A 13,735-nucleotide genomic window follows, 5' to 3' on the forward strand; every position below is an offset into this window, starting at 1 on the left:
TTTTGCTAACCTAATATTCATGGCCAAGCGGACCAAGTACGTCAAGCCCGAGGAGCGGCGGATCCTGACCGCCGAGGTGCTGGCGAACAAGCGGATCAGTCCGAATTTCGTGCGGGTGACTCTCGGCGGCGCCGGTCTCGCCGAGTTCACCCCGATGGGATTCGACCAGTGGTTCCGGCTCTTCCTGCCGCGCGACGGTGAACTGCGGCTGCCCTCGGCGGCGAGCAATCTCTGGTACGCGCAGTGGCTGATGATGAGCAAGGAGCACCGCCCGGTGGTGCGCAACTACACCGTGCGCGAGTTCCGGCCGGCCGGCCGGGGAGAATTCGGCGAAACCGCCGAGCTGGACATCGATTTCGCCATGCACGGCGAGCACACCCCCGCCTGCGGGTGGGCGGCGAACACCACCCCGGGCACCGCGGTGGGACTGCTCGACGAGGGCATCATGTACCAACCGCCGCATCATTGTTCGTGGTCGCTGCTGGCGGGCGACGAGAGCGCCCTGCCGGCGATCGCCGGAATTCTGCGGTCGGCGCCGCGGGATCTGCGAGGTGCGGCGTATCTGGAGATCACCCACCCCGACGATGCGCAGGATCTGGGCGAACCCGAAGGGGTCGTGGTGAATTGGCTGGTGCGCGGCGATCCGGAGGCCGAGATCGGCAGTCTCGCATTGGCAGCCGCGCGAGCGGGAGACATCGCGGCGAGCGGGGTCTACGCCTTCGTGGCGGGAGAACAGAAACTGGCCTCCGGCCTGCGGCGATATCTCGCGAACGAGCGCGGAATCGCCAAGGCGGACATCACTTTCACGGGCTACTGGCGGTTCGGGAAGTCGGCGCCGGGCTGATCGGCACCGCGCGACGCGGGTGGATTCCGACGGGACCCGCGGCGCTCACCTCGTGCCGCCGCGGCCCCCCGCCGTCCGGCATCCGGGGGTCACACTCCGTCCGGATGCCGAACGACGAGGTCGCAGAATCGCAACTCAGCCGGCGTGCCGCTGGACCAGGTCGCCGACGCGCGGGAGCGCCTCGACCACATGCTTTTTCGCCGACGAACGCAGCGACGAGTACGCCTTCTTCAGCGCCGGCCGCGACGAGGCCTCGGCACGCGCGTCGGTCACCGCGAGCAGCGACTCGGCAACCTCGTCGGAGTTGGCGACCAGCAGATCGGCAAACGAGCCGCTACCCGACGCCTGGTACTGGGCCCAGTACGGTTCCAGCCGCTCGACGAACTTGGGTGCGAACGACTCCAGCGCGTCCGAGACGATGGTCGGGCTGACCTTCTTCACCGCGGCGTAGCCGCCCTTCACGGCCAGGCCCGATGCACCCCCCTTATCCGACACCTCCGCATCCAGAACCTCCTGGGCGTCGGCCAGGAAGGCCGGGCGTTTGGCGTCATCGAGCAGGGATTCAGACAGTGCTGCAACCACTTTCAGGTTCCTCCGGATAGTTTTTCGATGAGCGAGCGCGGGTAACTATACGCATCGGACGCACCGGACACACCGTCCTCCGGCCGACTACGGCTGCCAGGGCAGCAACTGCACCATGAGCCCTTCACAATCGGCGAGCAACGTTTCGGATTCGTCGCGCAGTCGCGCGGAGACGAAAGTCTTGCGCCCGTCCACCCGATCGACGGTTCCCTCGACCGTCAGCGGCGTCTCCAGCGGCGTCACCTTACGGTAGTTGACGTGCAGAAACGCGGTGCGGCTGATCGGCCGTCCGGCGTAGTGCACCAGCGAGCCGAACAGATCGTCGAACAGCAGCGGCAGCACGCCGCCGTGCACGGCGTTGTTGCCGCCGAGGTGATAGCGGCGGAATTCGCCACGCATCCGGACACCCGTGGGACCGGCCTCGGTCATCACCCACGGCGGCAGCAGCAGACTGCCGCGCCCCGGCAGCGCCGGCACTCGGCCCGACGGGCCCTGCAGTTCCGGTGCGCGATAGGGCGCGAGCAAGTCGGCCAAGGCGTTCGCCTGCGCGAGTGCCTGCCCGAACACCTCGTCGGGACAGTCGACGGAGACGGTGAGGTCCTGCAGCGTGCGCATCGCCTCCAGGAACGGCGCGTAGTTCGCGCCGAGTTCGGCCTCCTCCACCTTGGGAAATCCGCCGTGCTTCTCGTACCGATCGGCATCGACCGCACTGGTGTCGATCGCCGGTTCCGCGCGCTCACTCATACCTGCACGGTAACGCCAGTTCTTACACCGTCCAACCCAACCCGTCGGTAGCTCGCCGGTTCTGCGACGTACCGGACGAACATCACATTTGCGGCGGCCGGCCCGGCGCGGGCGAACAGCCGGTGACGGGTGGGGTGCATGATGGCTCGGGTGACGTTCAATCCGAAACTCTGGGAGCCCGTCGCGGGTTTCGACGACCTGACCGACATCACCTATCACCGGCACATCGAGCAGGGCACCGTCCGCGTGGCCTTCGATCGCCCGGAGGTGCGCAACGCGTTCCGGCCGCACACCGTCGACGAGCTGTACCGCGCGCTCGACCACGCGCGAATGACGCCGGATGTGGGTGCGGTCCTGCTCACCGGGAACGGCCCCAGTCCCAAGGACGGCGGATGGGCGTTCTGCTCCGGCGGCGATCAGCGCATCCGCGGGCGCAGCGGATATCAGTACGCCGACGGTGAGACCGCCGACACCGTCGACAAGGCCCGCGCCGGACGCCTGCACATCCTCGAGGTGCAGCGGCTGATCCGGTTCATGCCGAAGGTGGTCATCGCGCTGGTCAACGGCTGGGCGGCCGGTGGCGGGCACAGCCTGCACGTGGTCTGCGACCTGACCCTGGCCAGCCGTGAGCACGCCCGGTTCAAGCAGACCGACGCCGATGTGGGCAGCTTCGACGGCGGCTACGGCAGCGCCTACCTGGCGAAGATGGTCGGGCAGAAGTTCGCCCGGGAGATCTTCTTCCTGGGCCGCCCCTACACCGCCGAGCAGATGCACCACATGGGTGCGGTGAACGCGGTCGTCGACCACGACCGGCTCGAGGACGAGGCGCTGGAGTGGACCGCCGACATCCTCGCGAAGTCGCCGCAGGCCCAGCGCATGCTCAAATACGCGTTCAACCTGACCGACGACGGCCTGGTGGGCCAGCAGCTCTTCGCCGGTGAGGCGACTCGCCTCGCCTACATGACCGACGAGGCGGTCGAGGGCCGCGACGCGTTCCTGGAGAAGCGCAAGCCGGACTGGAGTCCCTACCCGTACCACTTCTGAGCCGGGCTTCCCGCCGGACCTCGCGAAGCGGCCACTCGGCCCGAGGTCGTCCCTCTAGGCTCGATTCGTGGACATCCTCAGCAGTCGAATCATCCTGCGGCCGAGCGATTACGAACGCACGCTGGCGTTCTACCGGGACGGGCTCGAGTTGGCGATCGCACGGGAGTATCCGGGCGGCACGGTGTTCTTCGCCGGGCAATCGCTGATCGAGGTGGCCGCGCACGGACGCGACGAGACGGCGCCGGCCGGTTTCGCGGGCGCCGTCTGGTTGCAGGTGCGCAACGCGAGTATCGCGGCCACGGAATTGGCGACCCGGGGAGTCCCGATCGATCGTTCGCCCGTGCGGGAACCCTGGGGTCTGATCGAGATGTGGCTGCGCGATCCGGACGGCGTTCCGATCGTGCTGGTGGAGGTGCCCGCCGACCATCCGATCCGGCGCGACACCCGCAAGCCCCCGGAATGACCCCGCCTTACCATCCCGGTTCGTCCGACATGTCGGGAACCTGGCCAACGCGTTAACGGATCGATAACGCACACTGGAGGCGTGACCGCCGAACTGTTCGTTCTGCTCATCGTCGTCGTCACGGCTCTCGTTTTCGACTTCACCAACGGCTTCCACGACACCGCCAACGCCATGGCGACCTCGATCGCCACCGGCGCCCTGCGCCCGCGCGCCGCGGTGCTGCTGTCGGGCGGGCTGAATCTGATCGGCGCCTTCCTCAGTGTCGAGGTGGCCGCCACCGTCGCCGAAGGCATCGTGCGCCTGGACGAGGTGGGCGGCGCCGATCTGCTCGCCATCGTCTTCGCCGGACTGGTCGGCGGCATTCTGTGGAATCTGCTCACCTGGCTGCTCGGGCTGCCGTCGAGTTCCTCCCACGCCCTGTTCGGCGGGCTCATCGGGGCCACCATCGCCGCGCTCGGCTGGAGCGGGGTGATCTGGTCGGCCGGGCAGAAGGGCGTGCTCACCAAGATCATCGTGCCCGCGGTGCTGGCGCCCGTGGTCGCGGCGCTGGTCGCCTCGATCGGCACCTGGCTGGTGTACCGGATCACCCGCAGCAGCGATCAGCGAGTGGTGAACCGGAGTTTCCGCTGGGGCCAGATCGGTTCGGCCTCGCTGGTGTCGCTGGCCCACGGCACCAACGACGCGCAGAAGACCATGGGCATCATCTTCCTGGCGCTCATCGCCTACGGATCGAAACAACCCAGCGACCCGTTGCCGCTGTGGGTGATCGTGGCCTGTGCGGTGGCCATCGCCGCGGGCACCTCGCTGGGCGGCTGGCGCATCATCCGGACCCTCGGCAAGGGTCTGGTCGACATCACCCCGCCGCAGGGGCTGGCGGCCGAATCCACCAGCGCCGCGATCATTCTCACCTCGGCGCATTTCGGCTTGCCGCTGTCGACCACGCAGACGGTGACGGGCGCCATCCTGGGTACGGGTATGGGCCGCCCGGGCGCCGAGGTGCGCTGGTCGGTGCTCGGGCGCATGGTGGTGGCCTGGGTCTTCACCCTCCCGCTGGCCGGGCTGGCGGGCGCGATCTGCTGGGCGCTGGCGCATCTGATCGGCGGCCTGGCCGGCGTGCTGGTGGTCTTCGCCATCCTCATCGCGATGGCCGGCCTGATCTATCTGCGCTCGCGCCGGACCCCGGTGCACGCCGCGAACGTCAACGAGCAGTGGACGAGTCTGCCGGGCGCCGACGGCACCGGGACCGCCGGTTCGGCACCCGCCGACCCCGAGGACGCCGCCGCGACCTCGGCACCGCCCGAGCCCGGAAAGCCCGCACGGACCGACGACTCACGCGCCTCCCATCGCGCCGCAAGGAATCTCTGATGCAGACCCTGATCGACGATCTGACCGAACTGTGGCGAGTCACCGCCGCCGCCTTGCTCTTCGGGGCGGGACTGCCGGCGATCTTCGCGCTCGGGGTGCGGCTGCATTCGATCGCGGGGGCTGCGCCACAACCGGATTCCACCCGCCGGCGTGCGGCTGCGGCCTGCGCGGGGTTGTGTTATTCGGTGGTAACGCTGACCGTCATCGCCGGAGTGCTGTTCGTTGCCAGAGGTTTTCTGGCCGCACGGCTCGGCATCCATCTGTTCGGTCAAGGCTGAGCGGCCGCACGGCGCCGCCCTGATCGTCGAAAGGACATTCGTGACCACCGAATCCGCATCGCCCCAGCAACCCGAATCGAACGAGACCACGCCGTCGGTCCTGCAGAAGGTGCTGGGCTGGCTGCGCGCCGGATATCCGCAGGGTGTGCCGCAATCCGACTATGTCGCGCTGCTGGCCGTCCTGCATCGCCGGCTCACCGACTACGAGGTGCATCTGGTGGTCGAGGAGCTGGTGCGCGAACGCGCCGGCGACGACGAGATCGCCCAGCACGAGATCGAGGCGGCGATCGCCCGAGTTGCCAAGGAGCTGCCGGGCGAGGACGATATCGCTCGAGTGGCATCGCACCTGGCAGCGGGTGGTTGGCCGCTGGCGACACCGACGTCGGACTGACCTTCTCCCCGATTCAGCGAAGGAAGTGCGGACCCGTTCACGGGTCATCGACCTCGACATGACACGATCGCGAACGTGAGCACCACCCTGCGGACCCTCCCCATGCCCACCGGAGCCGCGGTGGGTGACGTCTTGCCGCATCTGCGGGAAGCCTTGGAGGGCAACGGTCCGGCGTGGCTGCCGATCCCCACCGGCGATCGCCGGGAATCCCATCGACTCTCCAGCGCACTGCGCCCGGGTGAGGAGATCGAGGACGATGTGGCCCTCGTGGTCACCACCTCCGGCACCACCGGCGTCCCCAAGGGCGCGATGCTCACCTCGGCCGCCCTGCGCGCCAGCGGCGATGCCACCCACGAGCGGCTCGGCGGTCCGGGCCAGTGGCTGCTGGCGCTGCCGACCCACCACATCGCCGGGGTGCAGGTGCTGTTGCGCAGCATCCAGGCGGGCGTCGAACCGGCGGTGCTGGACGTCTCGGGTGGTTTCCTACCCGGCGGGCTGGCGACGGCGGTGGCCGGGATGACCGGACCCCGGCGCTACACCTCGCTGGTGCCCACGCAGCTCATCAAGGCCCTCGACGATCCGGTCGGCGCGCAGGCGCTCGCCGAGCTGGACGCGGTACTGGTCGGCGGCGCGGCGACACCGAAGCCGGTACTCGACCGGGCCCGCGCGGCCGGGATCAACGTGGTCCGCACGTACGGCATGAGCGAGACCTGCGGCGGCTGCGTCTACGAGGGTGTGCCGCTGACGGGTGCGAAGGTGCGCATCGAGGACGGGCGGGTGCTGCTGGGCGGGGCCATGCTGGCCAAGGGCTATCGCGGCATCCCCGACCACCCGGCGTTCGCCGAGCCCGGCTGGTTCCGCACCGAGGACGCCGGCACCTTCGACGACGGCGTGCTGACCATCACCGGCCGCCTGGACGAGGCCATCATGACCGGTGGCCTGCTGGTGATCCCGCAGGTCGTCGAGGCCGTGCTCGCCACCCATCCGGCGATCAACGAGGCCGTGGTGCTGGGCCTGCCCGATCCGCGGCTGGGCCAGCGGGTGGCGGTGGCGGTGGTGCCCAATCCGGGTGCGACCCCCACGCTGGACGAATTGCGCGCGCACGTGGTGGCCGAGCTGGACCCGATCGCGGCCCCGCGGGAACTGGCGATCCTCGACGAGATCCCGATGCGCGGTCCCGGCAAGCCGAATCGCGTGAAGCTGCGCGAGCACCTGCTGGAGCAGGCGACGCACTGACCGCTCGGCAGTGACACCGCTCACACCGCCACTGTCCTGATCGAGGCCTCCACCTGCGGCGATGCCGCCGCTTGCGTGGACCGTGCGTTATGCAAGCGGCCCTCGATCGCCCTTGCGCGAGCGTGCAACAGCGGTGCAAGAAGGGTGCAAGACGCCCCCCGCACAGTTGTGTCATGACTTCTTACGCACCTGCTGATGCACTCGCCATCGAGGCGGACGGGCTGGTCAAGCTCTTCGGGGAGCAGCGGGCCGTCGACGGGGTGAGCCTGGCGGTGCCGCAGGGCGCCGTCTACGGCGTGCTCGGCCCGAACGGGGCCGGCAAGACCACCACCATCCGCATGCTCGCCACCCTGCTGCGCCCCGACGGCGGCCGGGCCCGGATCTTCGGTCACGACGTCGTGGCCGAACCCACCGCGGTCCGCTCGCTGATCGGCGTCACCGGCCAGTACGCCTCGGTCGACGAAAAGCTCAGCGCCACCGAGAATCTGATCATCTTCTCCCGGCTGCTCGGGCTGAGCCGGGCCGAGTCCAAGCGCCGCGCGGCCGAACTGCTCGAGGAATTCGGGCTCACCGAGGCGGCGACCAAGGCCCTGGAGAACTTCTCCGGCGGTATGCGCCGGCGCCTGGATCTGGCCGCCAGCCTGATCGCGACGCCGCCGCTGCTGTTTCTCGACGAGCCGACCACCGGCCTGGATCCGCGCACTCGCGCGCAGATGTGGGAGACCATCCGCCGGCTCGTGCGCGAGGGCGCCACGGTGCTGCTCACCACGCAGTACCTGGACGAGGCCGACCAGCTCGCCGACCGCATCGCGGTGATCGACCACGGCAAGGTGATCGCCGACGGCACCTCCGACGAACTCAAGGGTTCGGTCGGACAGTCGGCGCTGCAGATCACCGTCGCCGACCGCGACACCATCGAACGAGCCCGCACGCTCATCGGCGAATTCCTCTCCCGCGCCGACGGCAAGCTGGTCGAGGCGAGCATCTCCCCCGAGGCCGGCCGCGTCACCGCCCCGCTCAGCGATCCGAGCGTCACCGCGGATCTGCTGATCCGCTTGCGCGACAACGACGTCCGCGTCGACGAGATCACCGTCAGCAAGCCGAGCCTGGACGAGGTGTTCTTCGCCCTCACCGGCCACGCAGCCGAATCCGAGGACGCCGGCACCGATTCCGAGGGCACCGCGGCATGAGGCCGGCCCCCGCCACGTTCCCCACTCCCCCGAAGGACATATCGTGACCACGACTCTTCCCGCTCCCGCAACCGGCCGGCACGCCGCGCGCGCCGCGATTCCCGTTGCCAGCAACCACATTTCACTCCGCCAGACCGTCGCGAACTCGCTCACCATGGCGTATCGCGGCATCCTCAAGATCAAGCACAATCCGGAGCAGCTGTTCGACGTCACCGTGCAGCCGATCCTGTTCACCGCCCTGTTCGCCTACATCTTCGGCGGCGCCATCGGCGGCAGCGTGCAGGCCTATCTACCGGTGCTGATTCCGGGCATCCTGGTCCAGACGGTCGTGCTCACCTCGGTCGTCACCGGCACCCAGTTGCGCGAGGATATGGACAAGGGCGTCTTCGACCGCTTCAAATCCCTTCCCATCGCCCGGGTTTCGGCCCTGGCGGGCGCGCTGATCGCCGATATGGTCCGCTACGGCATCGCCACGGTGCTCACCATCGTGGTCGGCCTGATCCTGGGCTACCGGCCCGAGGGCGGCGTCCTCGGCGTGGTCGTCGCCGGTCTGGTCGTGGTGTTCTGCTCGTTCGCGGTCAGCTGGATCTGGGCTCTGGTCGGTGTCACCGGTAAGAGCGCCGCCTCGGTGCAGGGCATCTCCATGATGATCATGTTCCCGCTGACCTTCATGTCCGGTGCGTTCGCTCTCGTCAGCACCATGCCCGGCTGGATGCAGGGCATCAACAAGGCCAATCCCGTGTACTACATGGTGAATTCGTGCCGCGAGCTGATGAACGGCAACATCTACAGCAGCAACCTGGCGTGGTGCCTGATCGGCTCGGCGGTCGTGATCGCGATCTTCGCCCCGCTGGCCATCCGGGCCTACATGCGCCGGGCGTGATGTGCCGCTCCCCCGTGTCCGCCGGTCGCGAAAGCGACCGGCGGACAACCCTTTTCACGGCTATGACCGCATCACCCGGCACGCAGTCCGGCGATCGCCCGACTACCGTCTCAGGCGCCCAGCAGAGTTTCGAGCTCCGGCAGCATCGCCAGGACGCGCTGTGCGGCCGAACGGCGGTTGAGTCTCGAGACCGCATCATGCCCGGCAACGATCAGCTCCGCGCCGACGGTGGCCCGCGCCAGAGCCAGATGCCGATTCCAGCGCATCGAGGAATAGTCCTGGCGGCCGATCACCTTCACCGCCAGCGCCAGCAGCCTCGCGCCGGTTTCCGGGTCGGTGCCGGACCGGATCAGGAAGGAGCCCAGCGCACCGGCGGCACCCCCGATCTGCGGGAGATCGATGAACTGAGTGAGCCGCTCACGCGCCGCTCGCGCCAGCTGACCGGGCAATCGCGGCACCTCGTGCAGGGCATCGTGGAGAATGTGGGCGTCGAGTACGGCACTGGCGACGATGATGTCGCCCGGCCCGGGGCCACCACCGGAATTGGGCCAATCGAACAGTTGCAGGCTGCGCCGGAACGTGCGCAGACCACGCTCGATCTCGCCCTCCGCCAGTTCGAGTTCCGCCATTCCGGCCACGACCGCGCCCTTGCGGTGGTTGGGCTGCGTCACCGGTTCGTCCAGTCCGACGCCGTCGTCGATGACACCCAGCGCGTATTCGAGTTCGCGCCGCGCCTCGACCAACTGTCCGGCGCCGACCATGGAGACCGCGAGGAAGCTGCGCAATTCCACACTTTCCTCGAAGCAGCGCAACTGCTGCATCAGCTCGGCCGCGCGACGGTAGTAGGCCACGGCCTCCTCGTAGCGTGCCGCCTGCGAGGCCATCTGCCCGAGATGCTGGGAGCACATCGCGGTGCCCCAGACATCGCGCCCCTCGGCCAATGCGAGGGCTTGCCGCGCATCGCGGATCGACCCGGCGGTATAGCTCGCGTTCTCCCGCATATTGGCGCGCAGCAGGAAGGCGAGCGCACGCACGAGATCGTCGTCGGAGCGGGTACCCGCCGCCATCAAACGCACGCCGTGGGCGACAGTGATTCGCGCGCAGAGCATGGCACCGAGAAATCGGATTCCGGGCGTGAGATCGGCCGTGGCTAGCAAGCGGCGAGCGCGGGCGCGGATCACCGCGATGGGCCGCAGTCCGGGATCGCCGAAGGCCATATGCATCGCCAGGAAGATGTAGCTCTGCAACTCCAGATCCGACTCGACGCGGGTGCGCGGCCCCTCGGGCGGCGGCACCGGCACGATCCGGGGCGCCCAGCTCATCAGCTCCATATGGGCGCCGCGCATCACCCACAGCATGGCGACGGGCGCGAACACCGCGTACACCGTGCGGGAATCGCCGGTCTCCGCGGCGTGGCGCAACACCGCCAGCAGGTTGTCGAGTTCGGCGGCGACCGACAGCACGGTGCGAATCTGATCCGGACCCTCGTAGTTCCGTGCCGCGTCGTGCGCGAATTTCCGTGCCCAGCAGCACATCCGGTCCATCACGAGATCGGCCTCACCGGTGGCGATCAGCTGTTCCTCACCGAATTCGCGCACCGTCTCGAGCATGCGGTAGCGGGTGGCGACCATCTCGTCGTCGGCCAGTACGGTCAGCAGCGACTGGCTCACCAAGCCGTCCACCGCGGCCACCGCGTCGATCGAATCCGTCCCCGCCACCACGGATTCCGCTGCGTCCAGGGAGAATCCGGCGGGGAACCGGCACAGCCGCCGCAGGGCCACCCGCTGTTCGGGTTCGAGCAGATTCCAGCTCCACTCGATCACCGCGTGCAGGGTGCGGTGGCGTTCGGGTGAGCTGCGGTCACCCGAACGCAACAGCGCGAAGCGATGGTCGAGCCGGCTTTCGATCTCCTCCACGCTCATGGTCCGCACGCGGGCCGCGGCGAGTTCGATGGCCAGCGGCAGCCCGTCCAGGGTGCGGCACAGCCGGGCCACGACCGCCGGATCCAGCCGGGCCGAGGGGCGCACCGCCCGCGCCCGGCTGACGAACAACTCCGTGGCGGGTGAGCCCTGCGCGTCGATCGCCAAGGGCGGCAACGGATAGACCGTCTCCGCCGTGATGGCCAGCGGCGCCCGGCTGGTGGTCACCACCGTGAGATGTTCACAACTGCCGACCAGGTCGGCGACCACCTCGGCCGCCGCGTCGATGAGATGTTCGCAGTTGTCCAGGATGAGCAGGACGGGACGCAACGACAGCGCCTCGCGCAATCGGCGCCGGCCGTCGATGGTCTGGTTGCGGCGCAACACATTCGCTTCGCGGGAGTACTCGTTGACGCCGAGCACCGCACCGATGGCCGCCTCGATCTCCGCGCACGTCGCGGCGTGGCGCTCACCGGCATCGCCGTCGGAAGCGGCACGCAGCGAGGCCAATTCGACCAGCGCCACCGCCTGCCTGCCCGCGATCCGCGCACCGAGCTCGTTGGCGACGCGGGTCTTGCCGGTACCGCCCGGACCGAGCACGGTCGTCACCCGGAATTCCTGGACGAGTTTCTCCAGCGCCACCAGATCGCCGTCGCGGCCCAGCAGCGGATTCGGGGCCGCGCGCAGGCCCAGGGCCGTATTGGGCGGCGCGGCAGCGGTTTCCGGCGGGCCGTAGGGCGGTTCCGAGGTCAGCGCGTGCTGGGCGGTGGACACCCGCTGTGTCGCGGAGGTGACCGGCACGGGATGCGACGGCACCGGGCCCACCGCCGGATGGTCGCCACGCAGAATCGCGGTGTTCAACGCGACCAGCGCCGGGCCGGGGTCCGCGCCCAATTCCTCACCGAGCCGCGTCCGCAGTCCGGCGAAGACCTCCAGGGCCTCGTTCGCCCGTCCGTCGCCGGCGAGCAAGCGCATCAGGGTGGCGTGCGCGGGCTCGTCGAGCGGCTCGGCCGCGGCCGCCCGCCGCGCCACTCGCAGCGCACCGCCGAGATCCCCGGCGGCCTCCCGCGCCGCCAGTTCCAGGGTGTCCAGGGCCGACCAGCGCGCGGCCGCGAATTCGTGCAGTTCGTCGGCGACGGGGCCGGGCGGCAGATCGGCACCGGGTTCGCCCCGCCACAGCGCGCGGGCCCGCTGCACCAGGCCGAGGCATCCGGCGGTGTCGCCGCGCTCGAACCGCAGCTGCGCCTCCCGTTCCAGGGCGCGGGCCAGGCTCAGGTCGACCTGCTCCTCGGTCAGCAGCAGCCGGTACCCCGCCGGGCCGATTTCCAGCGCACCCTCCGGCAAGGCCGACCGCAGTCTCGAGACCTGCGTGTGCAGGGCGTTCATCGGCGCGCGCGGCGGCTGCTCGCCCCAGATGTCGTCGATCAGCGCCTGGGCGCTGCGGCTGCGCCCAGGATGAACGGCGAGCGCGGCGACCAGCAACCGCGCCCGAGCGCCGGGCACCGCGACGAGATCCGCCTCGCGGCGCAGCGCGACCTCGCCCAGAAGCGCCACGCGAACATCCATCTCGGGCAGCCTTTCGTCCCGGCCGCTGCTGTCCGGCCGGGTATGCGTCGTCCCGGCATTCGCACGGGCGGAGCGCGATGCCGGCCCGGAGCCGCTGTGATCAGGAAACATGCCGTCGCAATCGTATGTGACCGGTCGAATGAATATCGGGCGCTGCGCCGGGGCCGACCGCTCCCCGGGCCACACATCTCGTAGAGTTTACTCCGATATATCGTAATAATGTTGTCGACAGGGTCGCGTGGTGACACTGCGCTGCCGCCTCCGGGCTACCACCATTAGGCTGCCGGATATGGCTAGTGCAGCACAATGGCTCGAAGGCGCCCGCCCGCGGACGCTGCCCAATGCGATCGCCCCGGTCCTCGTCGGCACCGGCGCGGCCGCCTCGCTGGATGCCGCGGTGTGGTGGAAGGCCCTGCTGAGCCTGCTGGTTTCGCTGACTCTCATCATCGGCGTCAACTACGCCAACGACTACTCCGACGGCATCCGCGGCACCGACGACGAGCGCGTCGGCCCACTGCGACTGGTCGGTTCGGGTCTGGCGAGTCCGGCCGCGGTGCGCGGCGCGGCCATCGCCTGTCTGAGCGTGGGCGCGGTCTTCGGATTGATCCTGGTGATCACCACCGCGTGGTGGCTCCTGCTGATCGGCGCGGCCTGCCTGGCCGGCGCCTGGTTCTACACCGGCGGCAGTAAGCCTTACGGCTACAGCGGTTTCGGTGAGATCGCCGTCTTCGTCTTCTTCGGCCTGGTCGCGGTGCTGGGCACCGAATTCGTGCAGGCCGAACGGCTCGACTGGGCCGGACTGGTCGGCGCGATCGCGGTCGGCGCGTTCTCCAGCGCGGTGCTGGTCACCAACAATCTGCGCGACATCCCCACCGATTCGCTGACCGGCAAGACCACCCTCGCCGTCAAACTGGGCGACACCCGCACCCGCACACTGCATCTGGTGCTGATGGTGGTGCCGTTCGTGGCCTCGCTGCTGCTGGCGATGCGCACACCGTGGGCCCTGGTGGGCCTGCTGGCGATACCGCTCGCCGTGCGATCCAACGCCCCCGTGCGCGGTGGGCAGCAGGGACCGGGATTGATTCCCTCGCTGCGCGATACCGGTTTGGCGATGCTGGGCTGGTCCCTGCTCACCGCACTGGCGCTCGGCCTCGGCTGACGAACGGCGACGCGACAGCGTCAGTCCCGGCCGCCCTCCGGGACCACGACGCCGAGCACCCAGTTGACGAG

General features: G+C 69.3%; 13 protein-coding genes. 10 read left to right on the forward strand and 3 right to left on the reverse strand.

Going from position 1 to position 13,735, the window contains the following annotated elements; genetic code table 11:
- Window positions 1-19 precede the first annotated feature (19 nt).
- Entirely contained in the window at window positions 20-844 is an 825-nt protein-coding gene (locus RJ03_RS24170; RefSeq protein WP_036505931.1) for a siderophore-interacting protein, read from the forward strand.
- Between the two features lie 135 nt (window positions 845-979).
- Here the strand turns inward: RJ03_RS24170 and RJ03_RS24175 are convergent, their stop codons facing one another.
- The gene (locus RJ03_RS24175) at window positions 980-1,426 is read right to left on the reverse strand and encodes a DUF6918 family protein (RefSeq protein ID WP_036505933.1); all 447 of its coding nucleotides are present in this window, start codon (window positions 1,424-1,426) and stop codon (window positions 980-982) included.
- An 87-nt stretch (window positions 1,427-1,513) separates the two neighbouring features.
- On the reverse strand, window positions 1,514-2,170 hold the full coding sequence (locus tag RJ03_RS24180; RefSeq protein ID WP_036505936.1) for a PaaI family thioesterase: 657 nt from the start codon (window positions 2,168-2,170) through the stop codon (window positions 1,514-1,516).
- Window positions 2,171-2,311: 141 nt separating this feature from the next.
- Between RJ03_RS24180 and RJ03_RS24185 the strand changes: the two genes are divergently transcribed.
- The 8 genes from RJ03_RS24185 to RJ03_RS24220 all read left to right on the forward strand — a co-directional run bounded on the left by RJ03_RS24185 (window position 2,312) and on the right by RJ03_RS24220 (window position 9,020).
- On the forward strand, window positions 2,312-3,214 hold the full coding sequence (locus RJ03_RS24185) for a 1,4-dihydroxy-2-naphthoyl-CoA synthase (RefSeq protein WP_036505947.1): 903 nt from the start codon (window positions 2,312-2,314) through the stop codon (window positions 3,212-3,214).
- Between the two features lie 67 nt (window positions 3,215-3,281).
- A complete protein-coding gene (locus RJ03_RS24190; RefSeq protein ID WP_036505938.1) occupies window positions 3,282-3,677 on the forward strand; it encodes a VOC family protein in 396 nt (131 codons plus the stop codon).
- An 81-nt stretch (window positions 3,678-3,758) separates the two neighbouring features.
- Window positions 3,759-5,042, forward strand: a complete 1,284-nt coding sequence (locus tag RJ03_RS24195) for an inorganic phosphate transporter (protein WP_083871301.1) — start codon at window positions 3,759-3,761, stop codon at window positions 5,040-5,042.
- A complete protein-coding gene (locus RJ03_RS24200; protein ID WP_036505940.1) occupies window positions 5,042-5,320 on the forward strand; it encodes a hypothetical protein in 279 nt (92 codons plus the stop codon). Before RJ03_RS24195 ends, RJ03_RS24200 begins: the two co-directional genes overlap by 1 nt.
- Before the next feature lie 40 nt (window positions 5,321-5,360).
- Window positions 5,361-5,711, forward strand: a complete 351-nt coding sequence (locus RJ03_RS24205) for a DUF3349 domain-containing protein (RefSeq protein WP_083871302.1) — start codon at window positions 5,361-5,363, stop codon at window positions 5,709-5,711.
- Between the two features lie 102 nt (window positions 5,712-5,813).
- Window positions 5,814-6,947 carry an o-succinylbenzoate--CoA ligase gene (gene menE, locus RJ03_RS24210; protein WP_036505951.1) on the forward strand — a complete coding sequence of 378 codons (1,134 nt, stop codon included), beginning with the start codon at window positions 5,814-5,816 and terminating at the stop codon, window positions 6,945-6,947.
- A gap of 173 nt (window positions 6,948-7,120) precedes the next feature.
- Entirely contained in the window at window positions 7,121-8,137 is a 1,017-nt protein-coding gene (locus RJ03_RS24215; protein ID WP_036505941.1) for a daunorubicin resistance protein DrrA family ABC transporter ATP-binding protein, read from the forward strand.
- A 43-nt stretch (window positions 8,138-8,180) separates the two neighbouring features.
- Entirely contained in the window at window positions 8,181-9,020 is an 840-nt protein-coding gene (locus RJ03_RS24220) for an ABC transporter permease (protein WP_036505943.1), read from the forward strand.
- Between the two features lie 110 nt (window positions 9,021-9,130).
- On the opposite strand, the gene RJ03_RS24225 is transcribed toward RJ03_RS24220, so the two are convergent.
- Window positions 9,131-12,493 (reverse strand): AfsR/SARP family transcriptional regulator, encoded by a 3,363-nt coding sequence (locus RJ03_RS24225; protein ID WP_245552372.1) that lies wholly within the window; start codon window positions 12,491-12,493, stop codon window positions 9,131-9,133.
- A 301-nt stretch (window positions 12,494-12,794) separates the two neighbouring features.
- Here RJ03_RS24225 and RJ03_RS24230 point away from each other — a divergent pair, with 301 nt between their 5' ends.
- A complete protein-coding gene (locus tag RJ03_RS24230; RefSeq protein WP_036505946.1) occupies window positions 12,795-13,664 on the forward strand; it encodes a 1,4-dihydroxy-2-naphthoate polyprenyltransferase in 870 nt (289 codons plus the stop codon).
- The last annotated feature ends 71 nt before the right edge of the window (window positions 13,665-13,735 follow it).

The sequence above is a fragment of the Nocardia aobensis NBRC 100429 genome (genome assembly GCF_000308375.1).
GTDB lineage: Bacteria > Actinomycetota > Actinomycetes > Mycobacteriales > Mycobacteriaceae > Nocardia > Nocardia aobensis.

What these genes read in the sequence shown, in the direction of transcription:
- RJ03_RS24170 (WP_036505931.1), top strand. Translation starts at nt 20, where the DNA reads ATGGCCAAGCGGACCAAGTACGTCAAGCCCGAGGAGCGGCGGATCCTG.
- RJ03_RS24180 (WP_036505936.1), bottom strand. Translation starts at nt 2,170, where the DNA reads ATGAGTGAGCGCGCGGAACCGGCGATCGACACCAGTGCGGTCGATGCC.
- RJ03_RS24185 (WP_036505947.1), top strand. Translation starts at nt 2,312, where the DNA reads ATGGCTCGGGTGACGTTCAATCCGAAACTCTGGGAGCCCGTCGCGGGT.
- RJ03_RS24200 (WP_036505940.1), top strand. Translation starts at nt 5,042, where the DNA reads ATGCAGACCCTGATCGACGATCTGACCGAACTGTGGCGAGTCACCGCC.
- menE (WP_036505951.1), top strand. Translation starts at nt 5,814, where the DNA reads ATGCCCACCGGAGCCGCGGTGGGTGACGTCTTGCCGCATCTGCGGGAA.
- RJ03_RS24215 (WP_036505941.1), top strand. Translation starts at nt 7,121, where the DNA reads ATGACTTCTTACGCACCTGCTGATGCACTCGCCATCGAGGCGGACGGG.
- RJ03_RS24230 (WP_036505946.1), top strand. Translation starts at nt 12,795, where the DNA reads ATGGCTAGTGCAGCACAATGGCTCGAAGGCGCCCGCCCGCGGACGCTG.